Annotated in this window: 22 protein-coding genes; 12 read left to right on the plus strand and 10 right to left on the minus strand. The window is 66.4% G+C overall.

The genetic code is table 11. The features are described 5' to 3' along the window. Positions 1–3: 3 nt before the first annotated feature. Positions 4–1,194 carry a M48 family metalloprotease gene (locus GOQ09_RS26535; protein ID WP_157616294.1) on the minus strand — a complete coding sequence of 397 codons (1,191 nt, stop codon included), beginning with the start codon at positions 1,192–1,194 and terminating at the stop codon, positions 4–6. A gap of 204 nt (positions 1,195–1,398) precedes the next feature. Between GOQ09_RS26535 and GOQ09_RS24655 the strand changes: the two genes are divergently transcribed. After that, entirely contained in the window at positions 1,399–2,376 is a 978-nt protein-coding gene (locus tag GOQ09_RS24655; protein ID WP_126748497.1) for a tripartite tricarboxylate transporter substrate-binding protein, read from the plus strand. A 79-nt stretch (positions 2,377–2,455) separates the two neighbouring features. On the opposite strand, the gene GOQ09_RS24660 is transcribed toward GOQ09_RS24655, so the two are convergent. After that, positions 2,456–4,576, minus strand: a complete 2,121-nt coding sequence (locus tag GOQ09_RS24660; RefSeq protein WP_157616295.1) for a PQQ-dependent dehydrogenase, methanol/ethanol family — start codon at positions 4,574–4,576, stop codon at positions 2,456–2,458. Positions 4,577–4,737: 161 nt separating this feature from the next. On the opposite strand from GOQ09_RS24660, the gene GOQ09_RS24665 reads away from it, so the two are divergent. Beyond that, the gene (locus GOQ09_RS24665; RefSeq protein WP_157616296.1) at positions 4,738–6,021 is read left to right on the plus strand and encodes a helix-turn-helix domain-containing protein; all 1,284 of its coding nucleotides are present in this window, start codon (positions 4,738–4,740) and stop codon (positions 6,019–6,021) included. Between the two features lie 4 nt (positions 6,022–6,025). Here GOQ09_RS24665 and GOQ09_RS24670 read toward each other — a convergent pair whose 3' ends face one another. The 5 genes from GOQ09_RS24670 to xylF form a co-directional block, all read right to left on the minus strand. Then, a complete protein-coding gene (locus tag GOQ09_RS24670) occupies positions 6,026–8,476 on the minus strand; it encodes a glucose/quinate/shikimate family membrane-bound PQQ-dependent dehydrogenase (protein WP_157616297.1) in 2,451 nt (816 codons plus the stop codon). A 140-nt stretch (positions 8,477–8,616) separates the two neighbouring features. After that, a complete protein-coding gene (locus GOQ09_RS24675) occupies positions 8,617–9,777 on the minus strand; it encodes an ROK family transcriptional regulator (protein WP_157616298.1) in 1,161 nt (386 codons plus the stop codon). Positions 9,778–9,811: 34 nt separating this feature from the next. After that, entirely contained in the window at positions 9,812–10,588 is a 777-nt protein-coding gene (locus tag GOQ09_RS24680) for an ATP-binding cassette domain-containing protein (RefSeq protein ID WP_157616299.1), read from the minus strand. Positions 10,589–10,636: 48 nt separating this feature from the next. After that, a complete protein-coding gene (locus GOQ09_RS24685) occupies positions 10,637–11,827 on the minus strand; it encodes a sugar ABC transporter permease (protein WP_157616300.1) in 1,191 nt (396 codons plus the stop codon). Between the two features lie 124 nt (positions 11,828–11,951). Next, the gene (xylF, locus tag GOQ09_RS24690; protein WP_157616301.1) at positions 11,952–12,974 is read right to left on the minus strand and encodes a D-xylose ABC transporter substrate-binding protein; all 1,023 of its coding nucleotides are present in this window, start codon (positions 12,972–12,974) and stop codon (positions 11,952–11,954) included. A 295-nt stretch (positions 12,975–13,269) separates the two neighbouring features. Between xylF and GOQ09_RS24695 the strand changes: the two genes are divergently transcribed. The 5 genes from GOQ09_RS24695 to GOQ09_RS24715 all read left to right on the plus strand — a co-directional run bounded on the left by GOQ09_RS24695 (position 13,270) and on the right by GOQ09_RS24715 (position 17,655). Continuing rightward, complete coding sequence (locus GOQ09_RS24695) at positions 13,270–13,710, plus strand: VOC family protein (RefSeq protein ID WP_157616302.1); 441 nt, start codon at positions 13,270–13,272, stop codon at positions 13,708–13,710. An 11-nt stretch (positions 13,711–13,721) separates the two neighbouring features. Continuing rightward, positions 13,722–14,633 carry an amino acid ABC transporter substrate-binding protein gene (locus GOQ09_RS24700; RefSeq protein WP_157616303.1) on the plus strand — a complete coding sequence of 304 codons (912 nt, stop codon included), beginning with the start codon at positions 13,722–13,724 and terminating at the stop codon, positions 14,631–14,633. 70 nt (positions 14,634–14,703) lie between these two features. After that, positions 14,704–15,591, plus strand: coding sequence for a LysR family transcriptional regulator (locus tag GOQ09_RS24705; protein ID WP_157616304.1), 888 nt, complete (start codon positions 14,704–14,706; stop codon positions 15,589–15,591). Positions 15,592–15,664: 73 nt separating this feature from the next. After that, the gene (locus GOQ09_RS24710) at positions 15,665–16,699 is read left to right on the plus strand and encodes a thiamine pyrophosphate-dependent dehydrogenase E1 component subunit alpha (RefSeq protein WP_157616305.1); all 1,035 of its coding nucleotides are present in this window, start codon (positions 15,665–15,667) and stop codon (positions 16,697–16,699) included. Continuing rightward, positions 16,690–17,655 carry an alpha-ketoacid dehydrogenase subunit beta gene (locus GOQ09_RS24715; protein ID WP_157616306.1) on the plus strand — a complete coding sequence of 322 codons (966 nt, stop codon included), beginning with the start codon at positions 16,690–16,692 and terminating at the stop codon, positions 17,653–17,655. Before GOQ09_RS24710 ends, GOQ09_RS24715 begins: the two co-directional genes overlap by 10 nt. Before the next feature lie 34 nt (positions 17,656–17,689). Here GOQ09_RS24715 and GOQ09_RS24720 read toward each other — a convergent pair whose 3' ends face one another. Further along, the gene (locus GOQ09_RS24720; protein ID WP_157616307.1) at positions 17,690–18,466 is read right to left on the minus strand and encodes an SDR family oxidoreductase; all 777 of its coding nucleotides are present in this window, start codon (positions 18,464–18,466) and stop codon (positions 17,690–17,692) included. A 111-nt stretch (positions 18,467–18,577) separates the two neighbouring features. On the opposite strand from GOQ09_RS24720, the gene GOQ09_RS24725 reads away from it, so the two are divergent. Both GOQ09_RS24725 and GOQ09_RS24730 read left to right on the plus strand, forming a co-directional pair. Further along, complete coding sequence (locus GOQ09_RS24725) at positions 18,578–19,504, plus strand: LysR family transcriptional regulator (protein WP_157616308.1); 927 nt, start codon at positions 18,578–18,580, stop codon at positions 19,502–19,504. Positions 19,505–19,576: 72 nt separating this feature from the next. Continuing rightward, complete coding sequence (locus tag GOQ09_RS24730; RefSeq protein ID WP_157616309.1) at positions 19,577–20,593, plus strand: Bug family tripartite tricarboxylate transporter substrate binding protein; 1,017 nt, start codon at positions 19,577–19,579, stop codon at positions 20,591–20,593. Between the two features lie 123 nt (positions 20,594–20,716). Here GOQ09_RS24730 and GOQ09_RS24735 read toward each other — a convergent pair whose 3' ends face one another. Next, positions 20,717–21,043: a DUF1840 domain-containing protein gene (locus tag GOQ09_RS24735; protein ID WP_157616310.1), complete on the minus strand. Its 327-nt coding sequence runs from the start codon at positions 21,041–21,043 to the stop codon at positions 20,717–20,719. A gap of 13 nt (positions 21,044–21,056) precedes the next feature. Next, positions 21,057–22,325, minus strand: coding sequence for a class I SAM-dependent methyltransferase (locus GOQ09_RS24740; RefSeq protein ID WP_157616311.1), 1,269 nt, complete (start codon positions 22,323–22,325; stop codon positions 21,057–21,059). A gap of 155 nt (positions 22,326–22,480) precedes the next feature. Here GOQ09_RS24740 and GOQ09_RS24745 point away from each other — a divergent pair, with 155 nt between their 5' ends. From GOQ09_RS24745 to GOQ09_RS24755, 3 genes are read left to right on the plus strand one after another with little or no spacing between them, the layout of a single operon-like run. Next, entirely contained in the window at positions 22,481–24,829 is a 2,349-nt protein-coding gene (locus GOQ09_RS24745; RefSeq protein WP_431769318.1) for a bifunctional salicylyl-CoA 5-hydroxylase/oxidoreductase, read from the plus strand. Position 24,830: 1 nt separating this feature from the next. Further along, positions 24,831–25,307, plus strand: a complete 477-nt coding sequence (locus GOQ09_RS24750; protein ID WP_126748516.1) for a MarR family winged helix-turn-helix transcriptional regulator — start codon at positions 24,831–24,833, stop codon at positions 25,305–25,307. Further along, complete coding sequence (locus GOQ09_RS24755) at positions 25,304–26,158, plus strand: enoyl-CoA hydratase family protein (RefSeq protein ID WP_157616313.1); 855 nt, start codon at positions 25,304–25,306, stop codon at positions 26,156–26,158. Before GOQ09_RS24750 ends, GOQ09_RS24755 begins: the two co-directional genes overlap by 4 nt. Positions 26,159–26,162 lie beyond the last annotated feature (4 nt).

Raw genomic sequence — 26,162 nt, forward strand, 5'->3', positions numbered from 1 at the left:
CAGTCACTTGCGGCAAGAAACCGGCAAGGCTTTTTGCGACAGGTCGTCGCCGGCCACGCAGTTCCAGGCAATGCCGTCTTCGGTGGCCGAGGGTTCCATGCGCAGCGTGCCCTTTGCCTTGGGGAGCTCCACGTCGACCACCATGGTGTCGGTGTCGAGCGTCAGCACCGAGCCGCCGGGCAAGGCCTCGGGCGCGCCGGCGGTTGCAAGCGACTCGGGAATCTCCTGCTTCTCCTTGTAGTAGTTGCCAAGTGCTTCGCGCACCGGCGCGGCTTCGGACCAGGCCTGCGAAACCGCGGCGCGCGACTCGTAGTCCTTGTAGGCCGGCAGGGCCACCGCAGCCAGCACGCCGATGATGGCAACCACCACCAGCAGGCCCAGCGCGCCGCCGCCGGCGCGGCCGGTGTAGGGCACGAAGATCGCGAGCACATAGGCCAGCGGATTGCGGCTCGGCAACTTCGCGGCCGGGTCGATGGTGCGCGCCACGCGCTTGGTGAGCCACGGATAGCCGGCGATCAGTTCATGGAACGACGCCCAGAAACCGCTGTTGCCGGCCGATTGGTTGGCATAGCGCTGCAGGTCGACATTGCGCCATTGCTGCGCGCCGGCCGCCAGCGCCACGAGCGCGCGGGGCGCGGAGTCGGCCTGCTCGCAGCAAGCGGCGCCGTGCAGGTCGCAGGTGTATTCCTGCGCGCGCGAGTAGGCGGCGCCGAGCAACGGAATCCAGAGCACCGGTGCACGCCAGATGTGGCCCGTGAGGTGGCCGCGGCGGATATGGCCGAGCTCGTGGCCGATGTAGAAGTTGATGCCGTCGGGCTGCGCTTCCATGGCGTCGACCACGTCGGACAGCAGCACGACGAAGTTGCGGCCGAAGAAGCGCGTGGCAAAGGCATTGAAGATGCCGTTGCCGTGCAGCAGGTAGGCCTCGGGCGGCTCCTGGATGCCGAGATAGCCGCAGCACGCCTGGAAGCGTGCATGCAGTTCAGGCAGCTGCGTGGGCGAAAGCTTGACGGCCGTGCCCTTGATCCAGGCGATGACGGCAGATTGCGCGAACACGTAGCCGATGAAACCGAGCAGCACATAAATGAGCGCAATGCCGAACGTGCCGAGCACCAGCGCCGCCCAGACCAGAAGGCCGAGCCCGAGCGTGATGTTGCCGAGCCAGCGCTCGCGCGGATAAACCCATGGGTCCATTGAAATTCCTCCTCGATGCGGCCCTGTGGCCTGCAGTGTTGTGGTTATTTTTTCGCGCCCCCTCAGGCGCGATAAGCGAGCGCGCATCATGCCCCAGGAAAGGGCGTATTTCGGGCCCACCCTAAGGGCTATTCGCTAGATGTCAGGTCGCGGTCAGCCCTTATGATCGCGGCCATTTTCAATTTCACCGTCTCCGGAGACACCATGAAGAAACTGCTTGCACTCACGGCGCTTGCCGCTGCCGCCCTCGGCGTCCACGCCCAGGATTTCCCCGCAGGCAAGACCGTCACCATCGTGGTGCCGTTCACGGCCGGCGGCCCGACCGACCGGGTGGCCCGCGACCTGGCCGAATCCCTGCAGAAGACCCTCGGCGCGACCATCGTGGTGGACAACACCGCCGGCGCCGGCAGCTCCATCGGCACCGCCAAGGTGGCCCGCGCCGCACCGGACGGCCACACGCTGCTGTTGAACCACATTGCCATGTCGACGATGCCGGCGCTGTACCGCAAGCTGCCGTTCAACGTCGAGAACGACTTCGAATACCTGGGCATGGTCAATGAAGTGCCGATGACGCTCATCGGCAAGCCCGGCCTGCCGGCCAACAACTACAAGGAACTGACGGGCTGGATCGAGGCCAACAAGGGCAAGATCAACCTCGGCAACGCCGGCTTGGGCGCGGCCTCGCACCTGTGCGGCCTGCTGTTCCAGAGCGCGCTCAAGACCGAAATGACGCCGGTTCCCTACAAGGGCACGGCACCGGCCATTGCCGACCTGCTGGGCGGCCAGATCGACCTGTTGTGCGACCAGACCACCAACACCACGTCGCAGATCGAAGCCAAGAAGGTCAAGGCCTACGCCGTGACCACATCCAAGCGCCTGACCACACCGGCGGTGCTGAAAGACCTGCCCACGCTCTCCGAATCGGGCCTGAAGGACTTCGAAGTGACCATCTGGCACGGCGTGTACGCCCCCAAGGGCACGCCGGCGCCGGTGCTGAAGAAGCTCAACGAAGCCATCAAGGCCGCCATGAAGGACCCGGGCTTCATCAAGCGCCAGGAAGGCCTCGGCGCGGTGATCACCACCGACAAGCGCGTGGAGCCGGCCGAGCACAAGAAGTTCGTCTCGGCTGAAATCGCCAAGTGGGGCCCGATCATCAAGGCCGCCGGCGTGTACGCCGACTGATCGCTTCGGATCTTCGGTTCAGTAAAAAAGCCGCCGGGCCTCAGGTCCGGCGGCTTTTTTCATGCTGCCGCTCCTTGCTTTACTTGGGCCGGATCGCGTCTGCCGTGCCCTGGATGAAGGCCTTGATGCTCTCGATGTCGTCACCCGAGAGCTTGCCCGTGAAGTCCGGCATGCCGCGCGCCATGGCCGGGCCCTTGAGAATGAACTTGTCGAGGTTCTCGATGTAAGCCGCGTCCATGTAGCCAAGGTTGGGGATGTTGCCGCCGCGGTCGACGCCCGGCACGCCGTGGCAGAACACGCAGTTGCTCACGTAGAGCATGGTGCCGGCCTGCACCTTGGCGGGGTCGTACTTCACGCCTTCGACCAGCTTGCTCATGCGGTACTGCACGAAGTCCGGCATCTTGGCGGTGCCGCCGACGGCAAAGGTGTACACGGTGCCGGGACCCTGCCTTTCGGTGGCGCGCTGCGCAAGCCCGTAGACGCCGCCCCAGCCCACCGCAACCGACACGTACTGCTTGCCGTCCACCATGTAGGTCGAGGGTGCCGCGACCACGCCGGTGCCGGTGGGGGTTTCCCACAGCTTCTCGCCGGTCTTGGCGTTGTAGGCCAGAAGGCGCCCGTCCGCCGTGCCCTGGAACACCAGGTTGCCCGCGGTGGTGAGCGTGCCGCCGTTCCAAGGCGAGGCGTAGTCGACGCCCCAGGCTTCCTTCTGCGCCACCGGGTCCCACGCCACGAGCCGGCCGAAGGGCTTGCTCTTGGGCGGCTCGGCATTGGCGAACATGGCGGTGTTCCAGCCCATGGCACCGTGCGGGCGGCCAGGCACGTTCTGGTCGAACTTCCAGTCCTTGTCGTCCATCAGGTTGAGCGGCACGTGCTGCGCGGGCACATAGGCCAGGCCGGTCTGCGGGTTGAACGACATCGGGTGCCAGTTGTGCGCGCCGAAGGGCCCCGGAATGCTGTCGCCGGGCTTTTCGTTCTGGCGCGCGGCGGCAATCTCGATCGGGCGGCCGTTGGTGTCGTAGCCCGTGGCCCAGTTCACCTCGACAAAATTCCTGGCCGAAATGAACTTGCCGTTGGTACGGTCGATGACAAAGAAGAAGCCGTTCTTCGGCGCATGCAGGACTACCTTGCGCGGCTTGCCGCCGATCTGGATGTTGGCCAGGATCATGGGCTGGGTCGAGGTGTAGTCCCAGTTGTCGCCGGGCGTTTCCTGGTAGTGCCACACGTACTTGCCGGTGTCCGGGTTGAGGGCCACCACCGAGCCGAGGTAGAGGTTGTCTCCGCCGCCGGGGCTGCGCTTGCTGCGCGCCCACGGCGAGCCGTTGCCGGTGCCCACGTACATCAGGTTGAGCTCGGGATCGAAGGCGAAGGTGTCCCACGCGGTGCCGCCGCCGCCGGCCTCCCAGTACTTGCCGCTGGGGTCCCAGGTCTTGGCCGCGCGCGCCATCGATTCGTCCTCGAAGGGCTTGGAGGGGTCGCCCGGCACGGTGAACCAGCGCCACTTCTGCTCGCCGGTGGCGGCATCGTAGGCCGTGACGTAGCCGCGCACGCCGTACTCGGCGCCGCCGTTGCCGATGATGACCTTGCCCTTGAAGACGCGCGGCGCGCCGGTGATGGTGTAGGAGCCCTTCTGTCCCTCGATGGTGTTTTTCTCCCAGACCTTCTGGCCCGTGGCCGCATCGAGCGCGATGAGGCGCCCGTCGTACGCGCCCACGTAGACCTTGCCCTCGTACAGCGCCACGCCGCGGTTCACCACGTCGCAGCAGCCCCTGAAGCCCTTGGACTTGTCGACCTGAGGATCGAAGGTCCAGAGTTTCTGCCCGGTGCGCGTGTCGACGGCATGCACCACGCTCCACGAGGCCGTGACGTACATGATGCCGTCCACCACCAGCGGCGTGGCCTCCACGCCGCGCGTGGACTCCAGGTTGTACGACCACACCAGGCCCAGCTGCTTCACGTTGCCGGCGTTCACCTGGTCGAGCTTGCTGAAGCGCGTCTCGGCGTAGTCGAGGCCGTAGCTTGGCCAGTCGGGTGTCTTCTTCCGGGCCGCGTTGGCGCGAATGAAATCGCCGTTCACCTTCTTCACGGTGGCGCCCGCACGGTCTTGCGCGCTGGCGGAACCCTGGGCCGTGGCCGTCGGCGCGCACAGGCTCAGCAATGCACCGGCGAGCACAAGCAGGCCGGAGTGGATCTTTTTCATCGTGAGTCTCCTTTGTGCCGCAAGGATCGTTTTTGCCGTCCTCGCGTTCACCTTCGGGATTTCCCCAGTCCGGCGCTGTTCCATTGCGGAACACATTCGCAGGGGTCAGCAATTCCCCTTCGTCCCCTTCGATTTCCCCACTTCGAGGAGCAGCGAACAGCATGGCTTTCGAAAGGCTGGGCAAGGCCAATGCGCCGCGCCAACTCTTTTCAACGACGCCGGCGCAGCGCGTGGCGCTCGCGCGGCAGCAGTTCTTCGAAGAAGGCGTGCGGCCCTCGGGGCTGGTCGGCGAAGCGGTGATCCAGTCGTGGCTGCGCTGCACCCGCACCCACAGCGACAGGCAGCGCATCGTTCCGTTCGACGCGGTCACGCCCAGCCGGCTGCACGCCACGCTGGCGCGCAACCGCGAACTGCTCGAGGTGGCGCGGCAGGAACTCGCGAGCATGGAAAGCGCGCTCGCGGGCACCGATTGCCGCGTGATCCTGACCGACGGCGAAGGCGTGGTGGTGCATGTCACGCAGCAGCCGGCCGCCGCATACCAGCCGGTGCTGCGCAAGACGGCGCGCGTGGGCGTGAACATTTCCGAGCGCATCGTGGGCACCACCGCGCCGGGCATCGTGGCAACCACCGGGCAGGCCTGCACGGTCGACGGGGCGGAGCATTACTTCGACGTGCTGTCGCAGATGCAATGCGCCGCGGCGCCCATTCGCGGCGTGACCGGCCAACTCGCCGGCGTGCTCGACATCACGATGGAAGCGCGGCGCTTCGGTTTCGACGCGGCGTCGATGGTGGCGCTGTACGCGACCATCATCGAGAACCGCCTGCTGCAGGCGCAGTCGCGCGACCACCTGATCCTGCGCTTTCAGGCCAGTCCCAACCTGCTCGGCACGCCAATGGAAGCGCTGGCCGGCGTGGCGCCCGACGGCACCATTGCCTGGCTGAACGGCGCCGGCGCGCGGCTGATCGGCCGCCTGCCCGAAGACAGCTGCGAGCGCGACGTGGAATCGATGCTGGGCCACGACCTGGCGAGCCTGCTGCGGCTGGGCCGGCGCGAAGCCGCGCAGCCGATGCGCCTGGCGAGCGGCCTCGGCGTTTGGGTGCAGGCGCGGCTGAAGGCAGCGGACGGCGCAGACTTCAGGCACGCGGTGGCCATGCCCGGCGAGGCGGCGCCGGTGTTGCCGATCGAACCTGCAGCCGCGATGAAGGCGCCTGCGGCAGAAGGTTGCGCGGAGCCGGGCATGCCGAACCCCATGCAAGCGGAAGCGGCGCACGGTGAAACCCTGCGCGAGCACAGCCGCAAGCTGATCGAGGACGCACTGGCGGCGCAAGGCGGCAACGTGTCGCAGGCGGCGCGCCAGCTCGGGGTGTCGCGCGGCACGCTGTACCGCCGCTTGCGCGGCTGGCGAGAAGAGGACGGCAAGGCCGCGCCGCTCGCAGCGGGCTGAGCCCTTAGCGCTTGGGCAATGCGTAGGCGATCACATGGTCGCCCGTGCGCGTGCCGAGCGAACCATGGCCGCCTGCGGCCACCACCACGTATTGGCGTCCGTCGCTGCCCGTGTAGGTCATGGGCGTGGCCTGTCCGCCGGCCGGCAGGCGGCTGCGCCACAGCTCCTTGCCGTTGGCGACGTCATAGGCGCGCAAGTAGTAGTCCAGCGTGCCCGATAAAAACGCCACGCCACCGGCCGTCATGACCGGCCCGCCGAGGCTGGGCACGCCCATCGCAAAGGGCAGCGGCAACGGCGAACTGTCGCGCACGGTGCCGTTCTTGTGCTTCCACACCACCCTGCCGGTGCGCAGGTCGGCCCCCGCCACATAGCCCCAGGGCGGTGCCTGGCACGGCAGGCCCAGCACCGAGGTGAAGGCGCTGAGCTGCACTGCGAACGGCGCACCGAAGTTCTCGTTGAGCGCGGGCAGGCTGTCGTTGGGACGGTCCTTGCCTTGCACGTAGAGCGAGGTGTCGTCCTTGCGCGGAATGAGCTTGGACACGAAGGCCAGCGAAGCCGGCGTGGTGAACGCCATCTCCCGCTGCGGATCGACCGCGACGCTGCCCCAGTTGAAGACGCCGAAATTGCCCGGGTAGATCAGCGAGCCCTCGGTCGAAGGCGGTGTGTAGCGACCCTCGTAGCGCAGGCGGTGGAATGCGATGCGGCACGCGAGCTGGTCGAACACGGTGCCGCCCCACATGTCGGCCGGCGTGAGCGCGGGCGGATCGAAAGACAGGTCCGACACGGGCTGCGTGAGCGAGGTGTGGTCGCCTTCGGCCGGGCCTTGCGGCGCGGGCCTCTCGTGCACGTTCACCACGGGCTTGCCGTCGCGGCGGTCGAGCACGAACAGCTCACCCTGCTTGGTGGGCTGCACCAGCGCGGGCACCGTCTCGTTACCGACGCGCAAGTCGATGAGGCTGGGCTGCGAGGGAACGTCGTAGTCCCACAGGTCGTGGTGCACGGTCTGGAAGCTCCAGCGCACGCGGCCGGTGGCCAGGTCGAGCGCCACCACCGACGACGAGTAGCGCTCGGCCCCTTCGGTCCGCTTGCCTCCCCACTGGTCGGGCGGCTGGTTGCCCATGGGGACGTAGACCATGCCCAGCGCCTCGTCGACGCTGGAGATCGACCAGCTGTTGGGCGAGTTGGCCGTGTACGTGCGGTCGGGCCCGATGGGCGCGGTTTCATCGGGGTTGCCCGAGTCCCAGTTCCACACCAGCGCGCCGGTGTCGATGTCGAAGGCGCGGATCACGCCCGAGGTTTCCTGGGTCGAGACGTTGTCCAGCACGGTGCCGCCGACGATGATGAGCGAGCGCGTCACGACCACCGGAGAAGTCGAATAGTACGAGCCGGGCTTCACGTTGGGCATGTTCTTCCAGAGATCGATCTGCCCGGTGCCGCCGCCGAAGCGCATGCAGGGCTTGCCGCTTTCGGGGTTGATCGCGATGACGCGGCCGTCCGCGGTGGGCATGAAGAGCTTGGCATCGCAATCGCCGCCGGCGGGTGCAGGTGCAGCGGGTGCCGGGTTGGCGGCGGAAGCCGCCGCGGGCCGCACCGCACTGCCCGGGTCATACGAGAGGCCGCGGCAGGTCAGATGCTGCAATGCCAGCGAGCGGCGGATCTCGGGCGTGTAGCGCCACAGCTGTTCGCCGGTGGTCGCGTTCAGCGCCACCACCGACTGGTGCGGCGTGCAAAGAAAAAGCCGTTCGCCGATTTTCAGTGGCGTGACCTCGAAGGTCGTCTCCTCGGGGTCGCCGCTCTGGCCGCGCACATCGCCGGTGCGAAAGTGCCACGCCTCCTGAAGCTGGCCGACATTGGCCGGCGTGATCTGGTCGAGCGCCGAATAGCGCTGGCCCATGCCGTTGCCGCCATAGGCTGTCCAGTCCTGCTTGGGGGGCGGTGGGCTGGCGGGTGTTGAGGCGGCGGCCACAGGTGCCGTGGGTGCCGGTACGGTGCCTTCCACACGGGTGGGGTCTCGCGTCCACGAGACCACCGCGGCCAGCAGAAAGGCCAGCAGCACCACGCCGAGAAAACCTCGCGCGGGCGCCACGCCAACGGCATTGCGGCGCGCGAGTGCGCGCGCGACCCACGGCGTGAGCAGGAACACGCCGATCACGAAGAACACATCGCCGCGCGCTGCCAGCGGCCACCAGTCGAACCCCACCTCCCACAGGGCCCACGCCAACGTGACTGCCACCACGAGCGCATAGACCCACAGGCCCGCGCCGCCTCCGCGCGGCAGCAGCACCGCGACAACGATGAGTCCGAGCCCCGCGGCCAGGTAGTACCAGGAGCCGCCGAGCACGACGAGCCATGCGCCCGCCGCAGCCAGCGCCAGGCCGGCAAGGCCGATGACGACGGCAGTGACAGTCAGCAGCGTGGAAGATGGCGCACGTAGGCGCGCGGCGGCATCGGCCATGGCATGAAGCTCCTTGTTGTTCCCGGGTTCTTGGAGACTGCGAAGTCAAGAACCTAGGCCAAGGCCACGGCAACGCGCGTAGGCGGTTTGCGCATGTGGCCGTGCAATGCCGGTGGCGATACCGCTTTGAAGAGAGCCTTTTAGTTCGAAGGTACTCGGTCTTCGCGCGCGGCGCGGGCACGGCGCGTGCGCGCATCGGGCTGCAGCGGCCGCAGGTATTCATGCAACGCCAGCGCCGCCGCTCCGACAGCGGCCGCAAGCTCGCCGTAGCGCGCCAGGCGCAGGTCGGGGGCGGGCATGCCGACCACGTCGGCTTGGCGCTTGACCACCTCGAAGGCCGCTTGCAGCAGGGCGCGATGGTTGGTGCACGATTTGCCGCCGAGCACGATGGCGCGCGGATCGAAGGTGACCCACAGGTTCTGCAGCAGCACGCCCAGGACAGCCGCTGCATGCGCCATGCCGGGCCCTTCGCGTTCCAGCGCACGCGAGCCGAAGAAGGCTTCGGCGCAGCCATGGCGGCCGCACGAACACAGCGGCCCGTCGATCTGCAGGATGGTGTGGCCGATCTCGCCGGCCATGCCTTGCGCGCCCGTGAAGAGGCGGTCGTTCAGCACCACGCCGGCGCCCACGCCCACGTCGCAGCTGACGAAGATCAGCGGGTCTCCGCCTTCGCTGCCGAAAAATTCATACTCGCCGAGCGCACCCGCATCGGCATCGTTCTGCAGTTGCACCGTCACACCCGGCAGGCCCGCCGCGGCAAAGGCTTTTTCGAGCGCGGGCAGCAGGCTCACGTTGCGCCAGCCAAGGTTGGGCGCAAAGCGGACCACACCGGTGCAATCGTCCACCGCACCCGGCACGCCGACGCCGATGCTCGACAGGCGCAGCCCCAGGCCCTTCAGCTGCGCATGCGCCGCCGCGGCCATGCGCGCGACCTGCGCGCACACGCCCGCGGGCGTGCCATCGGCCAGCGCTTGCGTATCGGCATGAAGCACCTCGCCCTGCAGCGAGACGCAGACGAGACGCACGGTTTCGACCGCGATCTCGACGCCCATCAACGCGCGCACGCCGACGTTGATCTGCAGCGGCGTAGAGGGCCTTCCCAAGCCATCGGCAACAGTGGCGCCGGCTTCGCTGATCCAGCCCTCGTCGAGCAGTTCGCGCACCAGCAGGCTCACGGTCGATTTGGTAAGGCCGCTTTCTGCGGCGAGCCGCGCCCGCGACAGGCCGGGCCGCGCGCGCAGCAGGCGCAGCAGTGCGCTGCGGTTCATTCGCTTGAGCAGTTGCTGGTCGCCGATGGTCATGAACCAGCCCCCGGCGCAAGAACCGACGCCGCGTTCACCTGTGCGCCTGCTCTTTTCCTTCGGGGCGCTTGCCGGCGATGATCATCCCGAGCACTTCGTCTTCGGTAACGTCGGCCGTTCGGTAGGTGCCCACGAGCTTGCCGTTCTTCATGACGGCGACACGGTCGCTGAGCGAGAACACGTCGGGCATGTCGTGCGTGATCAGGAAGATGCCGACGCCGTCGGCCTTGAGCTGCTTCACGAGCCCGCCGACCATGGCGGTTTCTTCGGGGCCGAGGGCGGCGCAGGGCTCGTCCATGATGAGAATGCGCGCGTTGAAATACAGCGCGCGCGAGATTGCCACCACCTGCCGCTGTCCACCCGAGAGCCGTCGCACGGGAATACGGATGTTGGTGAAGTTCCTGTTCAGGCGCTGGAACACCTTGCGCGCCTGAACCTCCATGAAATGATCGTCGAGCGTGTTCCAGCGCGTCATCTTCTCGCGGCCGAGAAAGAGGTTGGACACGGAGTCGAGGTTATCGGCCAGCGCGAGTGTCTGGTAAATGGTCTCGATGCCTAGCGCCTGCGCCTCGGCGGGGGTGCGGATGTGGACCTTCTCGCCCGCGATCAGCGTGTCGCCCGAATCGATGGGGTAGGCACCGGCGAGCATCTTCATGAGCGTGGACTTGCCTGCGCCGTTGTGGCCCAGCACTGCGACCACTTCGCCGGGGTGGAGGTTGATGCTCACACCGTCCACGGCTTTTACGCCGCCGAAGGCTTTGCGGATTTCGCGCAGTTCGACCAGGGGTCTTGAGGTGTCTGGCGTGGTCATCTGGTTTCCGTTGCGATTTGCGCGTCGATCGAGAAGCAGGATCTCATCCTAGTTCTCCCCAAACTTGCGCCGGTACAGCACGTCGAACACAACAGCCACGATCAGCACCTGCCCGATGATCACCATGCGCTTGCCGATGGGTACATCGAGCAGCAGCATGCCGCTGTCGAGCGACTGCATGATGAGCGCGCCCAGCACCGAGCCGAAGATCGAGCCGGTGCCCCCCGCGAGCGCGGTGCCGCCGATGACGGCCGCCGCAATCACGTACAGCTCCATGCCGGTGCCCAGCGAGTTGGTGCCGGCATTGAGGCGTGCAATCGACACGATGGCTGCCACCGTGACCAGCACCGCGAGCAACGCGAACAGCATCAGCGTGACTCGCTTTACCGGAATGCCCACCAGCGCCGCCGCATCGGGGTTGCCGCCCATTGCGAAAACGTAGCGGCCGAAGCGCGTGCGGTGAACGATGAACGAGAGCACGATGGCCACGACGGCCCAGATCAGCACCGGGATCGGCAGGCCTTGCGGCGCGTCTTTCGAGGCGATCTGGTAGTTGTTCATGACCGCCGCGAAGACGAACACCACGGCCGCGGGCACCGCCGTCAGCAGCACCTCCATCCACAGTGGCTCGTTGGGCATTTCATGATGGGCGCGGGCGCGGCGCTTCTGCAGCATGCGGCCGAACAGCACCAGTGCCACGAAGGCCGCGATGGCCCAAGTCGCGGTGGTGCCGATGCCGCCGTCGTAGCCGCCGCCGAGCCTCTGGAAGAACTCGTCGTTCACGGGCTGTGTCTTGCCGTCCGCCACCAGGAAGGCCGCGCCGCGAAACGACATCAGGCCGCCCAGCGTGACCACGAAAGACGGTACGCCCAGCATGGCGGTGAGCCACCCCTGGTAGATGGACACGAGCAGCGCCACCGCAAGGCCCGCCAGGCAGGCCGTGGGCCACGACCAGCCCGAGGTGTACTGCAGGTAGGCGATCAGCACGCCGACGAAGCCCATGACGGAGCCTACCGAGAGATCGATGTGGCGCGCGACGATGACGAGCACCATCACCGTCGACACGATGCCCACCACGGCCGTCTGCTGCGCCACGTTGTAGAGGTTCTCGGGCGAAAGAAACACGCCGCCGGACATCACGTTGAAGACCACGCCCATCGCGATCAGCAGCACGCTCATCAACAGCAGCCGCAGGTCGACGCCGGTGCGCCGCCACCAGCCTGGTGTTTGGTTGCTCATTTTTTTTGTGCCCTCTCGAAGCTACGGGTGCGCGGCGGCTCTCCGGCCGAGCCTGCGGGCCGGCCGGCGCAGTGCTGCGCGGATCAATAGCGAGCGGTTGTGCTCGCCGCTGTGGCTGGTGTTGCTACTTGCAGGCCGCGGGCGCGCTGGCCGCCTGGACGCCCTTGCAGAGCTCGTCCTTCTTGATCCAGCCTGCCTTCACGACCACGTCGAGGTTGTCGCGCGTGATCGGCACCGGCGTGAGCAGGCGGGACGACAGCGAGATCTTCTTCGGCCCCGAATTCCATGGCGCGGACTTTTCGACCGGCTTGCCCTGCGACAGCGCGATGGCGGCGCTGGCGGCTTCGCGCCCCAGCTCGCGCGAGTCCTTGAAGATGGTGGCGGTCTGCGTGCCCAGTGCAATGCGGTTGAGCGCCGCAAAGTCGGCGTCCTGGCCCGACACCGGAATGCCGCGCAGGCCCTTGGCCGTGAGCGCGGCCACCGCGCCGCCAGCGGTGCCGTCGTTGGCTGCCACCACCGCATCGACCTTGTTGCCCACCTTGGTGAGGATCTGCTCCATGTTCTTTTGCGCGACCTCGGGCTTCCAGCCTTCGGTGTATTCGTCGCCGACGATCTTGATGTCGCCCTTCTTCACGGCAGCGTCGAGCACCTCTTGCTGGCCCGCGCGCAGGAAGTCGGCGTTCGGGTCGCTCGGCGAGCCCTTGATGATCACGTAGTTGCCCTTGGGCTTGACCTTGAACACCTCGCGCGCCTCCATGCGGCCGACCTCGACGTTGTCGAACGTGATGTAGAAGACACCGGGCGCTTCGATCAACCGGTCGTAGGCCACCACGGGCACCTTCTGGCGCGTGGCCTTGGTGACAGCAGGCAGGATCGCGTCCTTGTCCATCGCAAGCACGATGAGCGCCTTGGCGCCCTTGGACATCAGCCCCTCGATGTCGCCCAGCTGCTTTTCAGGCGAACCACCCGCATCGGCGCTGATGTACTTGGCGCCGAGCTTCTCGAGCTGGGCCTTGATGGCGGCCTCGTCCGTCTTCCAGCGTTCTTCCTGAAAGTTGGACCAGCTCACGCCGACCACGGTCTGGGCCAATGCGCTCACTGCGGTGAGGCCGAAGGCCATGGCGGCCAAGGTGTGCTTGAGTTGCATCGATGTCTCTCCTGTGGTGGTGCCCGGCGAAAACGCCGTGTAAGAAATTAGTTAGTTTGAAGGGCGAACTAACTATCCCATTGGTGCCGGGCCAAGGTCATCCGGGAATTCCCGATAAGCCTGGTTTCAAAGTGCAAGGCGATTTAGTGCGGGGCGACACGCGAGAAACGCAGCACAAGAGCACCGGTGGCGCGCTGCAAAGCATTAAAGAAATCGATGCTCAGCGAGGAAATATATCGTTTTCGGTTATGAGGACTGCTGCTTAAAGTTTGCCCACCTTCAACTCCCAGCCGCGATGTCCGCCATGAATGCTCCCCACGAAAGAATCCCTTTTCACCTGGCTTTTCCGGTGCGCGACATTGCCGAAGCCCGCGCGTTCTATGGCGACCTGCTCGGATGCCCCGAAGGCCGCAGCGCGCCCGAATGGGTCGACTTCGATTTCTACGGCCATCAGATCGTGGCGCATCTCGCGCCCGACGAATGCGGCCACAAGGCCAGCAGTGCGGTGGACGGCCACGACGTGCCGGTGCGCCATTTCGGCGCCATTCTTCCGATGGAAAAGTGGCAGGCCATGGCCGACAAGCTCGTCGCGCGGCAAACCCGATTCGTGATCGAGCCCTACATCCGCTTCAAGGGCGAGCCGGGCGAACAGGCGACGATGTTCTTTCTCGATCCGTCGGGCAACGCCATCGAGATGAAGTCGTTCGCGAATCTGGATTCGCTGTTCGCCGTTTGAGAAAGCACCGCGTGAAAACACATTTGCTCATCGCGGGCGCCACTGCCGCGGCCCTCCTGCTTTCGGCAGTAAGCGCTTCCGCGCAGACCGATACCCTGAAGAAGATCAGGGAGTCCGGCGCGATCACCATGGGCGTGCGAGACGCTTCGGGCGCCATGTCCTTCACGCTCGGGCCGGGGAGCTACACGGGCTTTCATGTCGAAGTCTGCGAGCGTGTCATCGCGGACATCCGGAAAGCGCTGCAGTTCGAGAAGATCAGCGTGAAGTACCAACTGGTCACGCCGCAGAACCGCATTGCCCTGGTACAGAACGGAACGGTCGACATCGAATGCGGCACCACCACCAACAATGCGGCGCGCCAGAAAGACGTGGCGTTTGCGCCTACGCTCTATGTCGAAGGGGTGCGCATCGCCGTCAAGGCAAGCTCGGGCATTGCTTCCGCGGCGCAGTTTGCAGGCAAGGCAGTGGCCGCGACAACAGGCACCACGTCTGTACAAATTCTGCGAAAGCTCAAGCGCGATGGTGCGGGCGAGATTGCGGAGGTGCTGGCCAAGGACAACAGCGAGGGTTTCCTGCTGCTCGAGTCGGGTCGCGTGGACGGCTTTGCAGCCGATGGCCAGATTCTTGCCACGCTGATTTCCAAGAGCAGGGAGCCGGCGCAATACAAGCTGCTCGACCAGGTGCTCAGCGTGGAGCCGATTGCAATCATGCTTCCGAAGGGCGACGCGGCATTCAAGAAGCTCGTCGACCAGAGCGTGGTGTCGCTCGCCAGGAGCGGAGAGGCCGCGCGCATCTACGACAAGTGGTTTGTGCAGCCCATTCCGCCTCACAACTCGAAGGTCGGCCTGCCGGCGAGCGCACTGACCCAAGCAGCCTGGGCGACCCCGACGGACAAGCCGATGGAAGAGTACGAAGCGCGATAACGCTTTGGCCATGCATGGATCGAAGTGATGAATCGTTGAACCGGGCATCGATTCTTGAGATGCTCGGGCCATGATCAACGAGCTCAGAACCTTCATCGCCGTGTGCCGACACGGCACGTTTGCCGCCGCTGGCGAGCGCATCGGCCTGACGCAATCGGCCGTCAGCAGCCAGATCAAGCGGCTCGAGGAAGCGCTGGGCTTCGAGCTCTTCGACAGGACGGGCCGGTCAGCCACCTTGAATGCGGCCGGCGAGACGACGCTGGGGCGCGCGGAAGAAATCTGTGCGCTCTATGCAAAGCTCGGCGAATTGCCGGAGGATGCCGCCCGCGGTGGGTTGCTGCGGATCGGCGCCATTGCGTCAACCCAATCGACGCTGCTGGCGCGGGCGCTTGCCAGCCTTCGCAAGGAGCTTCCGCAACTTCGCGTGCATGTGTCGCCGGGCGTGTCGATGCGCCTGATGGACGACCTGGACGCTGGCGTGATCGACGCCGCGGTCATCATCCGGCCGCCTTTCGGGCTTCTTCCGGACCTGGCGTGGCAATCGCTGGTGCACGAACCGTACGTGCTCATTGCGCCCAAGAAAATGCCGGGAAAGGACTGGCGCACCCTCATCCAGGAGCATCCGTTCCTTCGCTACGACCGCGCATCGTTCGGCGGCCGCATGGTGGAACGGTTCCTGCGCCGCGAAGGCATCGTGGTCAACGATTCCATCGAGCTCGACGAAATACCGGGGCTCATCCACATGACATCCAAAGGGCTGGGCGTTGCCCTGGTGCCGCTGGTGGAGGCGCACCTTCCGCTGCCTGCGAGCGTTCGCGTGCTCTCGCTCGGCGAGCTGACGTTCTACAGGGAAGTGGGTCTTCTCCAACGAAAGCCGCGAGCCAGCCCACCTATCGTGGGGCGGCTCGCACAGTGCTTGCAAGAAGCGGCCGAAGCGACAGAGGCACCTCGGGGGTAAGCCCCGTGCCGAAGGGTGGTCGCGCTTGATACCATTTTTCCAACGCGCCCGCATCACCGGCGCTGGAGACACAATGGATTCGAGCAATTCAAGCGCCACGCCAAGGATCATCGGCGAGGCGCTGTACCGCACCATGGTGCGCATCCGCGCATTCGAGAACGCCGCCGAAGCGGCCAGCCAGGGCGGCGTGAGCGCCTATGGCCAGCAGGCCGCCGGCTCCGCCAAGGTGCGCGGACCGCTGCACCTTTCGACCGGGCAAGAAGCGGTGCCGGCGGGCGTGTGCGCCCACCTGCGCGTGAGCGATTACCTCACCTCCACGCATCGCGGCCACGGCCACACGCTGGCCAAGGGCGCTGACCTGGTCCGCATGATGTGCGAGCTGTTCGGCAAGGCCACCGGCTTCAACGGCGGCAAGGGCGGCTCGATGCACATTGCGGATTTCTCGGTCGGCATGCTGGGCGCGAACGGTGTGGTGGCGGCCGGCCTGCCGATTGCCGTGGGCGCGGCGCACGCGCAAAAGGTGCTCAAGAAAAACGGTGACATCACGGTCTGCTTTTTCGGCGACGGTGCAATCAACCGCGGTCCCTTTCTCGAGGCGCTGAACTGGGCGCGCGTGTACGAGCTGCCGGTGCTCTTCGTCTGCGAGGACAACCGCTGGAGCGCGACCACGGCGAGCGGGCCGATGACGGCGGGCGAAGGCGCATCGGCACGCGCCGCATCGATGGACATCGCAGCCACGCAGGTCGATGGCAACGACGTGTTCGCGGTGCACGAAACCGCCGCGCGGCTGGTGCACGAAGTGCGCGACGGGGGCGGGCCGCGCCTGCTGCATGCGCTGACCTACCGGGTGAAGGGGCACGTCTCGGTCGACCTCGCGGCGTACCGCGATCCGGCCGAGCTCGCCGCGGCGGTCGAAACCGATCCGATCGCACGTGCGCGCGGGCATCTGCTCTCGCATGGCGCGACCGCTGCCGCGCTCGACGCGATTGAGAACGCTGCTCGCGACGAGGTCGATACCGCCCTGGCCATTGCCGATGCGGCACCCTGGCCTGACGCCACCGCCGCTTTCACCGACGTGCAGACCATCGGAGCGGGCCAATGGCACTGACCAAGGATTTAAGCTATTCCGAAGCCGCGGTGCTCGCGGTTCAGCGCGAGATGGAAGCCGATGCACGCGTGGTGGTGCTCGGCGAAGACGTGGGCCGCGGCGGCATTTTCGGCCAGTACAAAGGGCTGCAGCAGACCTTCGGCGCCGAGCGCGTGATCGACACGCCGATCAGCGAAGCCGCGATCATGGGTGCTGGCGTGGGCATGGCGCTCGCGGGCCTGCGCCCGGTGGTCGAGATGCGCGTGGTCGACTTTGCACTCTGCGGCATGGATGAGCTGGTGAACCAGGCCGCCAAGAACCGCTTCATGTTCGGCGGGCAGGGCCGCGTGCCGCTGGTGGCGCGCATGCCGGGAGGCATCTGGGACGCCTCGGCCGCGCAGCATTCGCAGTCCCTCGAGGCCTGGTTTGCGCACCTGCCGGGCGTGGTGGTGGTGAGCCCCTCGACGCCGCAGGACAACTACAGCCTGCTGCGCGCCGCGCTGCAGTGCGGCGATCCGGTGGTCTACATCGAGCACAAGACGCTGTGGGGCCTGCGCGGCGAAGTGGACGAAGACATGGCCGTGCCGCTTGGCAAGGCGCGGCGCGTGCGCGAAGGCAACGCGATCACGATCGTGAGCTGGAGCAAGCAGGTGCAGGCGTGCACCGCCGCCTGCGATGCGCTCGCGGCCGAAGGCATTGCGGCCGACCTGATCGACCTGCGCACGCTCTGGCTATGGGACCGCGAGACGGTGCTCGCTTCTTGCGCGCGCACGCAGCGGCTGCTGGTGGTGCACGAGGCGGTGCAGGTGGCCGGCTTCGGTGCCGAGATTGCGGCCACCGCCGCCGAAGCCACCGGGTGCCGCGTGGCGCGGCTCGGCGCGCCGCGCATTCCGGTCGGCTACGCGCCGGTGCTGGAGGCGCAGTCGCGCGTCGGTGCCGAAGCCGTGGCGACGGCCGCGAAAAAGCTGCTGGGCTGATGTCGGGCCTTTGGAGGCCCATCAACTCGGCCGTTCAGGCCGCGAAGCCGCCGTCGATGTTGAGGCTCGCGCCCGTCACAAAGGCAGCCTCGGGGCTGGACAGGTAAGCCACCATGCCGGCGATTTCTTCGGGGTGCGCATGGCGGGCGAGCGCCATCAGCCCGTGCATGGCGGCGGCGTTCGGGCCGTCGACCGGATTCATGTCGGTGTTGACCGGGCCGGGCTGCACGTTGTTCACCGTGATGCCCCGCGGGCCGAGGTCGCGCGCAAGGCCCTGCACCAGCCCCTTCAACGCCGACTTGCTCATGGCATAGGCGCTGCCCCCGGGCCAGGGCATGCGCTCGGCGTTGGTGCTGCCGATGTTGATGATGCGGCCACCTTCGCCCATGTGGCGCGAGGCCGCCTTGGCCGCGACGAACACGGCGCGCACGTTGATGTCGAGCGTCTTGTCGAAGTCCTCGAGCGAGAAGTCGTCGAGGCTGCCGCCGAGGAACACGCCCGCGTTGTTCACCAGCACATCGATCTTGCCGAGCGTGCGGGCCGCCTCGTCGATACCGGCCGTGAGCGCGGCGGCGTCGGCGCTGTCGATCTTCAGCGCCAGTGCGCGGCCGCCTTCGGCTTCGATGCTGCGTGCGAGCTCATCGGCCGGAGCGCTGGAGCTGGCGTAGCTGAAGGCCACGGCGGCGCCGTCGCGGACCAGGCGGCGCACGATGGCGGCGCCGATTCCGCGCGAACCGCCGGTGACGAAAGCGACCTTGCCAGCCAGGACGGGAGTGGTGGGTTGGGGGGTGGATTGAGGGGTGGAGGCCATGTGGTTTCCTGAGGTTGTGAACTGGAAGACCTTCAGTGTCAGGATTTCATTACCTTCCCGGTAGCCGTCAATTGGTGCAATCAAATTCAACCATTGGTTGAAAATGTGCAGATGGAACCGCTCAATCACCTCGATTCTTTTGTCCAGAGCGCGGAAAGCGGCAGCTTCTCAGCCGCTGCCCGGCGGCTGGGGCTCACGCCCGCGGCGGTCAGCAAGAACGTCGCCCGGCTCGAAGCCCGCCTGGGCGTTCGGCTGTTTCAGCGCAGCACGCGGCGCCTGACGTTGACGGAAGGCGGTGAACGATTCCTGGGGCAGATCGGCGGGGCGCTCGCAACGCTGAAAGACGCCGTGGCCGATGTTTCGAAGGACGACGGCCAACCTGCCGGAACGCTGAAGGTGAGCATGGGCCAGGCGTTCGGCCGGGAGCATGTGTTGCCGCTCATGGGCGACTTTCTTGCGCGGTACCCATCGATCCTGCCCGACTGGCATTTCGACAACCAGCAGGTGGACCTGGTGGGTGAGGGCTTCGACGCGGCCATTGGCGGCGGCATCGAGCTGTCGCCCGGCATGGTGGCGCGTGAGCTGGCGCGCATCCACGTGGTGGCGGTCGCCGCGCCGGGGTATCTGGCAGGCCGCGCGTTGCCCGGCCATCCGGCGGAGCTGGCGCAGTTCGACGCGCTGCTGCGCCGTTCTTCGCCCACGGGCCGGCTGCGCAGCTGGACGCTGCAGCACGCCAAGGGCGACCAGACCACGGTGGAGCTGCCCCGGCCGCGCGCGATCTTCAACGATCCGGAAGCGATTGCCCATGCCGCGCTGATGGGCCTGGGCGTGGCCATGCTGCCGATGCCTTTCGTCGAGCGGGGCTTGCGCAGCGGCGAGCTGGTGCGCCTGCTGCCCGAGTGGCATTTCGATGCGGGCGCGGTCTGGCTTTATTACCCCAGCAAGAAGCTGCTGCCGGCCAAGACGCGGGTGTTCGTCGACTTTGTGCTGGAGCGCTTTCGGCGTGAGCGCTTCGCACAGCGGATGCAGGTGGCCTAACCGGCATACCCGGCGCGCCACCGGGGTTTTTACCCGCGACGCACGATGCCGTTCACCTGTACAAACGCGCGCATGACTTCTTCAACTTTCAAATCGAATCGCCGGGTTGCGCTTGCCGCTTCCGCGGCAGTGATCGCCCTTGCGGCTGCTCCTTCCTGGGCCCAGAACACCTGGCCGAACAAGCCGGTGCGCATCGTCGTGCCCTTTGCAGCGGGCGGCACCACCGACATCCTGGCGCGCGCCGTTGCGCCCGAGCTCTCCAAGGCCTTCGGCCAGCAGTTCATCGTCGACAACCGCGCGGGCGCGGGCGGCAACGTGGGCGCCGAAATCGTCGCGCGCGCGCCGAACGACGGCTACACGCTGCTGATGGGCACGGTGGGCACGCACGGCATCAACCGCGCGCTCTATCCCAAGCTGCCGTTCGACCCGATCAAGGATTTCGCGCCGATCACGCTGGTGGCGGCCGTGCCCAACGTGATGGAAATGAACGCCGACAAGGCCAAGACCCTGAACATCCGCAACGTGCAGGATTTCATCAAGTACGCCAAGGCCAACCCGGGCAAGCTCAACATGGCTTCGAGCGGCAGCGGCACGTCCATCCACCTGGCGGGCGAGCTCTTCAAGAGCATGACCGGCACCTACATGGCGCACATTCCGTACAAGGGCTCGGGCCCGGCGCTGCTGGACATGGTGGGCGGCAATGCCGACGTGATGTTCGACAACCTGCCTTCGTCGATGGCGCAGATCAAGGGCGGCAAGCTCACGGCCCTGGCCGTCACGAGCGCGCAGCGCTCGCCGGCGCTGCCCGATATTCCGACCGTCGAGGAAGCGGGTGGCCCGGCGCTCAAGGGCTTCGAGGCCAGCTCGTGGTTCGGATTGCTGGCGCCGGCGGGCACCTCGCCCGACATCGTGAACCGCATTCAGCAGGAAGTGGCCAAGTCGCTCGGCACGCCCGCCATCAAGGAAAAAATGCTGGCCCAGGGCGCGATTCCGAGCGGCAATTCACCGGCCGACTTCACCAAGCTGATTGCCAGCGAGCATGTGAAGTGGGCCAAGGTGGTGAAGGACTCCGGCGCCAAGGTGGACTAACCCCCAGTCTTCGCGCACTTCGTGTCGCTTCGCCAACCCCCTTTCAGGGGGCAACACCAGCGGCCCGGCGAAGCCGGTTCCGCGGTGTTTCTCGAAGGACGCAGGGGCTAGAACGCGGGCTGGTCAGGTGCTCCAGGTGACGTCTTTTTCCTCGGCCAGCGAATCCCTCAGCATGCGGAGCAGCGGCGCGGCGCGCTGGTGCAGGCTCACATGCTGCTTTTCGGCGTCATTGGCGTGACCTTCCACGACGTGGTCGTCGTGGTTATGGGGGGCGTTGTTGGCCTCGCGTGCCAGCGCGGACTCGATCGCCGCAATGGCGGCGGGGATCTGCTCGACGGTGATGATGCCCTGGGGCGCGGCCGGCTTGCCCACGATGTCGAGCAGCTGGCGCGCATGCACCTCCAGCATCTCGAATGAAGAGGTGGCCCGCGACTGGAATTTGTACAGCATGGTTTGTTTTTACTCACTTGTAGATGTAGTCACGGGCAAAAGGGTACACCGATTGCGAACCGCGCAGCGCACCGTGCTCCACCCTGCCGTCCGGCTTGGTGGAAAGCATCTGGTGCAGTGAGATCCAACCCTGCTCGAAGCTCATGGCGGAGCCCGCCAGGTACAGGCGGTAGGCCCGCAAGATGCGCTCGGCGTTGCGGCTCTGGGGCCCGCCGGTGCGCTCTAGCACCTCGCGTGCAGTGTCGAGCTGCGCCTCGAGCGCGTCCGACCAGGCCCAGAGCGTGCGCGCGTAGTGCGGCCGCAGGCTTTCGGTATCGACCATTTCCAGCCCCGCGGCGGCCGTTTCGCGCAGCACATGCGTCACGTGCAGCAGCTCGCCGCCCGGAAAAATGTACTTCTCGATGAAGTCGCCCATGCCCGCGCCAAGCTGACGATAGTCGAGCTGGCCCGAGGTAATGCCGTGGTTCAACACCAGGCCGCCAGGCTTCAGCAGCGAATGGATCTTGCGGAAATAGGTCGGCATGTTGGCCGCACCCACGTGCTCGAACATGCCGACCGACGCGATCTTGTCGAAAGGCGCATCGGCGGAAAGCTCGCGGTAGTCGCGTAGTTCCACACGCACCCGGCCCTGAAGGCCCTTTTCCTCGACGAGCTGTTGAACATGCGCATGCTGGTTCTTCGACAGCGTGATGCCGGTGGCGTCGACGCCATAGTGCTCGGCCGCCCACATCAAGAGCCCGCCCCAGCCGGAGCCGATGTCCAGGAAACGCTCGCCGGGCTGCAGCAGCAGCTTGCGGCAGATGTGGTCGAGCTTGGCTTCCTGCGCCTGGGCAAGCGTCAGCTCGGGGGTGCGGAAGTAGGCACACGAGTAGACCCGGCGCGGATCGAGCCACAGCGCGTAGAAGTCGTCTGAAACGTCGTAGTGGAACTGGATCTGCTCCGCGTCCTTGTTCAGTGAGTGCGAGCCGCGGGACTTGGCCAGCCGCGCCAGGCGGGTCCACCAGGTGGTGTTGGTCTCGGCGGGGTTGCCGGGCAGCATGCCGACTGTTGCGTCGATCAGGTCGCGCATTGCGCCTTCGATCTGGACCTTGCCTTCTACGTACGCCTCGCCAATGGCGCCCACCTGCCTGGCCGCCAGCTTGGCTAGCGCCGACCACTCACTGAACGCCAGGGTGACGCGGGACCCCGGCTTGGCAACTCTTCGGCCATCAGGCAATTCCAGCGCGATGGGCACAGGCAGCGACGCAAGCTGCGACTCGATCTTGGGTATCAAGCTTTGCATGGTGCGGCCATGGTATTGATTTTTTCGATTTTTTGCATGACATCGCAACGCGCGCGGTACCCCCCGTGGTAGTGGTCCCGTTGACAGCAGATTGTTTATGCTTAAACTATTCAATCATGAACAGCCTTACCGCCGGCGCTTCAGCCGCCCCCGCCATGGACCTTCAACGCATCCTGTGCATCGGCGGCGGCCCCGCCGGGCTGTATTTCGCGCTGCTGATGAAGGCGCGCAAACCGGCGCTCGACATCACCGTGGTCGAGCGCAACCGCCCCTTCGACACTTTCGGCTGGGGCGTGGTGCTCAGCGACCAGACGCTGGCCAACCTGGCGGCGGCGGACGGCGAAACCGCGGCACTCATCGGCAACGAATTCCACCACTGGGACGACATCCAGGTGTTTTTCAAGGGCCGGCAAGTGCGCTCGGGCGGGCACGGCTTCTGCGGCATCGGCCGCAAGCGGCTGCTGAACATCCTGCAAGAGCGCTGCCTGGCGCTGGGCGTGAAGCTGGTGTTCGAAACCGACGCGACGGATGACCAGGCGATTGCCGCCCAGTACAACGCCGACCTGGTGATTGCCAGCGACGGCCTCAACAGCCGCATCCGCCAGCGCTATGCCGACGTGTTCAAGCCCGACATCGACCTGCGCAACTGCCGCTTCGTGTGGCTGGGCACGCACCAGACCTTCGACGCTTTTACCTTTGCTTTCGAGCAGACCGAGCACGGCTGGTTCCAGGCGCATGCCTACCAGTTCGACGACAAGACATCCACCTTCATCGTCGAAACGCCCGAGGCGGTGTGGAAGGCCCACGGCCTCGACCAGATGGAGCAGCCCGAGGCCATCGCCTTCTGCGAGAAGCTGTTCGCCAAGTACCTGGGCGGCCATCCGCTCATCAGCAACGCCACGCACCTGCGCGGCTCGGCCAACTGGATCCGCTTTCCGCGCGTGGTGTGCGAGCGCTGGACGCACCGCATCGACGTCGAGGGCCGCTCGGTGCCCGTGGTGCTGATGGGCGACGCGGCGCACACTGCGCACTTCTCGATCGGCTCGGGCACCAAGCTCGCGCTGGAAGACGCGATCGACCTGGCGAATGAATTCGAGCGCGGCGGCACGGTCGACCACGTACTCGAGGGCTACGAGGCGCGCCGCAGCGTCGAGGTGCTCAAGATCCAGAACGCGGCCCGCAACTCCACCGAATGGTTCGAAAACGTGCCGCGCTACACCGGCATGCAGATCGAGCAGTTCGCCTACTCGCTGCTCACGCGCTCGCAGCGCATCAGCCACGAGAACCTGCGCGTGCGCGACACCGAATGGCTCGGCGGCTACGAGCGGTGGCTCGCGGGCGGCAAGCCGGTGGCGCCCATGCTGATGCCTCTCACAGTGCGCGGCCTCACGCTGAAGAACCGCATCCTGGTGTCGCCGATGGCCACCTACAGTGCGGTCGACGGCGTGCCTCAAGACTTTCTGCTGGTGCACCTGGGTGCGCGCGCGCTCGGCGGCGCCGCCATGGTGTTCGTCGAAATGACGAGCCCGACGCCCGAAGGCCGCATCACCCCCGGCTGCACCGGCCTCTACAACGACACGCAGCAGGCTGCGTTCAAGCGCATCGTCGATTTCGTGCACACGCAGTCGAACGCGAAGATTGCGATGCAGCTCGGCCACAGCGGGGCCAAGGGCTCGACGCGCGTGGGCTGGGAGGGCACCGACGAGCCACTGGAGAGCGGCAACTGGCCGCTGCTGTCCGCGAGCGCGGTGGCCTATGGCGAACAGAACCAGTTGCCGGCCGCGATGACGCGCGAGCAGATGGACGACATGCGCGAGCGGTTCGTCGAATCCACCCGCCGAGCCGCCGAATGCGGCTTCGACTGGCTCGAGCTGCACTGCGCGCACGGCTACCTGCTGTCGGCCTTCATCAGCCCGCTGACCAACCTGCGTACTGATGAGTACGGCGGCGACATCGAGGGGCGCTGCCGCTATCCGCTCGAAGTGTTTCGCGCAGTGCGCGCCGCCTGGCCCGAAGACAAGCCGATGAGCGTGCGGATCTCCGCGCACGACTGGGCGCCCGGCGGTAACACCGATGCGGACGCGGTCACCGTCGCTCGCCTCTTCAAGGAAGCCGGCGCCGATTTCATCGATGTGTCTTCGGGCCAGACCACGAGGGCCGCGAAGCCGGTGTACGGTCGCATGTACCAGACGCCGTTCTCGGACCGCATCCGCAACGAAGTCGGCATTTCGACCATTGCAGTGGGTGCCATCACCGATGCGGACCAGGCGAACAGCATCATTGCGGCCGGGCGCGCAGACCTCTGCGCCATCGCGCGCCCGCACCTCGCCGACCCTGCCTGGACCCTGCACGAAGCGGCCAAGCTGCAGAGCCGCGATGTCGATTGGCCGAAGCAATACCTGAGCGGGCGCGACCAGATGTACTGCGAGATCGCCAAGCAGCAGCAGATTGCCGCGGCCGCCAACGCCGCAATGGCCGCGCAGAACAACGAGGAGACGCACTGACATGGACCTCGAAGCGCGCGCCCACAGTGAACACCCCGAAGCGCTGCGGCTCTGGCTGCGGCTCCTCACCTGCACGCAGCTCATCGAGAAGCAGGTGCGCAACGAACTGCGTTCGCAGTTCTCGACCACGCTGCCGCGCTTCGATCTGATGTCGCAGCTCGAGCGTGCGCCCGACGGCCTGAAGATGAACGAGCTCTCACGCCGCATGATGGTGACGGGCGGCAACGTGACCGGCATCACCGATCAGCTGGTGACCGAAGGGCTGGTGGAGCGCGTCGACGTCGAAGGCGACAGGCGCGCCTGGCGCGTACGCCTCACTGCGCGGGGTCGCAAGCTCTTCAACGAGATGGCGCAGCAGCACGAAGACTGGATCGTCGATGCCTTTGCGGGCCTCAGCGCCAAGGAAATCGCGCAGCTTCACAAGCTGCTCGGCAAGGTCAAGCAACACTCACACAGCCAGATGGCGGAGGCCGAATGAAGCACTACATCGGAGCGGGCAATCCCATGCGCGCGCAATTCGAGGCCAAGGCGCCTTACGAGGCCAAGCACTTCGCGTGGAGCTATGAGGCCGGCGTCGGCACCGTCACGCTCAATCGCCCCGAGCGCAAGAACCCGCTCACATTCGATTCGTACGCCGAGCTGCGCGACCTGTTTCGCGCATTGAACTACGCCACCGATGTGAAGGCCATCGTCATCACCGGTGCGGGTGGCAACTTCTGCTCGGGCGGCGACGTGCACGAGATCATCGGCCCGCTCACCGGCATGCGCATGCCCGAGCTGCTCGAGTTCACGCGCATGACCGGCGACCTGGTGAAAGCGATCCGCGCCTGCCCGCAACCCATCATCGGTGCGATCGACGGCGTGTGCGCCGGCGCCGGTGCAATGATCGCGCTGGCCTGCGACCTGCGCTACGGTTCGCCCGGCACGCGCACCGCTTTTCTTTTCACGCGCGTGGGCCTTGCCGGTGCGGACATGGGTGCCTGCGCACTGCTGCCGCGCGTGATCGGCCAGGGCCGTGCATCGGAGCTGCTCTTCACCGGCCGCGCAATGACGGCGCAGGAAGGCCATGCCTGGGGCTTCTTCAACGCGCTGCACGAAAGCGATGCACTGCTCGAGGCTGCCGCCAAGGTGGCGCGCGAACTGGCCGAAGGCCCGAGCTTCGCGCACGGCATGACCAAGACGATGCTTTCGCAGGAATGGTCGATGACCATCGACCAGGCCATCGAGGCCGAAGCGCAGGCACAGGCCATCTGCATGCAGACCGAGGACTTCAAGCGCGCCTACGAAGCCTTCGCCGCCAAGCGCAAGCCTGTGTTCGGTGGGGACTGACGCC

It is taken from the genome of Variovorax paradoxus, assembly GCF_009755665.1.
GTDB lineage: Bacteria > Pseudomonadota > Gammaproteobacteria > Burkholderiales > Burkholderiaceae_C > Variovorax > Variovorax paradoxus_G.

Coding starts and splice junctions, on each gene's coding strand:
- GOQ09_RS24720 (WP_157616307.1), bottom strand. CDS start 18,466: ATGGCCTCCACCCCTCAATCCACCCCCCAACCCACCACTCCCGTCCTG.
- GOQ09_RS24685 (WP_157616300.1), bottom strand. CDS start 11,827: ATGAGCAACCAAACACCAGGCTGGTGGCGGCGCACCGGCGTCGACCTG.
- GOQ09_RS24675 (WP_157616298.1), bottom strand. CDS start 9,777: ATGACCATCGGCGACCAGCAACTGCTCAAGCGAATGAACCGCAGCGCA.
- GOQ09_RS24745 (WP_431769318.1), top strand. CDS start 22,481: ATGGACCTTCAACGCATCCTGTGCATCGGCGGCGGCCCCGCCGGGCTG.
- GOQ09_RS24715 (WP_157616306.1), top strand. CDS start 16,690: ATGGCACTGACCAAGGATTTAAGCTATTCCGAAGCCGCGGTGCTCGCG.
- xylF (WP_157616301.1), bottom strand. CDS start 12,974: ATGCAACTCAAGCACACCTTGGCCGCCATGGCCTTCGGCCTCACCGCA.
- GOQ09_RS24755 (WP_157616313.1), top strand. CDS start 25,304: ATGAAGCACTACATCGGAGCGGGCAATCCCATGCGCGCGCAATTCGAG.
- GOQ09_RS24705 (WP_157616304.1), top strand. CDS start 14,704: ATGATCAACGAGCTCAGAACCTTCATCGCCGTGTGCCGACACGGCACG.
- GOQ09_RS24725 (WP_157616308.1), top strand. CDS start 18,578: ATGGAACCGCTCAATCACCTCGATTCTTTTGTCCAGAGCGCGGAAAGC.
- GOQ09_RS24665 (WP_157616296.1), top strand. CDS start 4,738: ATGGCTTTCGAAAGGCTGGGCAAGGCCAATGCGCCGCGCCAACTCTTT.
- GOQ09_RS24660 (WP_157616295.1), bottom strand. CDS start 4,576: ATGAAAAAGATCCACTCCGGCCTGCTTGTGCTCGCCGGTGCATTGCTG.
- GOQ09_RS24710 (WP_157616305.1), top strand. CDS start 15,665: ATGGATTCGAGCAATTCAAGCGCCACGCCAAGGATCATCGGCGAGGCG.
- GOQ09_RS24695 (WP_157616302.1), top strand. CDS start 13,270: ATGTCCGCCATGAATGCTCCCCACGAAAGAATCCCTTTTCACCTGGCT.
- GOQ09_RS24730 (WP_157616309.1), top strand. CDS start 19,577: ATGACTTCTTCAACTTTCAAATCGAATCGCCGGGTTGCGCTTGCCGCT.
- GOQ09_RS24670 (WP_157616297.1), bottom strand. CDS start 8,476: ATGGCCGATGCCGCCGCGCGCCTACGTGCGCCATCTTCCACGCTGCTG.
- GOQ09_RS24750 (WP_126748516.1), top strand. CDS start 24,831: ATGGACCTCGAAGCGCGCGCCCACAGTGAACACCCCGAAGCGCTGCGG.
- GOQ09_RS24680 (WP_157616299.1), bottom strand. CDS start 10,588: ATGACCACGCCAGACACCTCAAGACCCCTGGTCGAACTGCGCGAAATC.
- GOQ09_RS24735 (WP_157616310.1), bottom strand. CDS start 21,043: ATGCTGTACAAATTCCAGTCGCGGGCCACCTCTTCATTCGAGATGCTG.
- GOQ09_RS24655 (WP_126748497.1), top strand. CDS start 1,399: ATGAAGAAACTGCTTGCACTCACGGCGCTTGCCGCTGCCGCCCTCGGC.
- GOQ09_RS26535 (WP_157616294.1), bottom strand. CDS start 1,194: ATGGACCCATGGGTTTATCCGCGCGAGCGCTGGCTCGGCAACATCACG.
- GOQ09_RS24740 (WP_157616311.1), bottom strand. CDS start 22,325: ATGCAAAGCTTGATACCCAAGATCGAGTCGCAGCTTGCGTCGCTGCCT.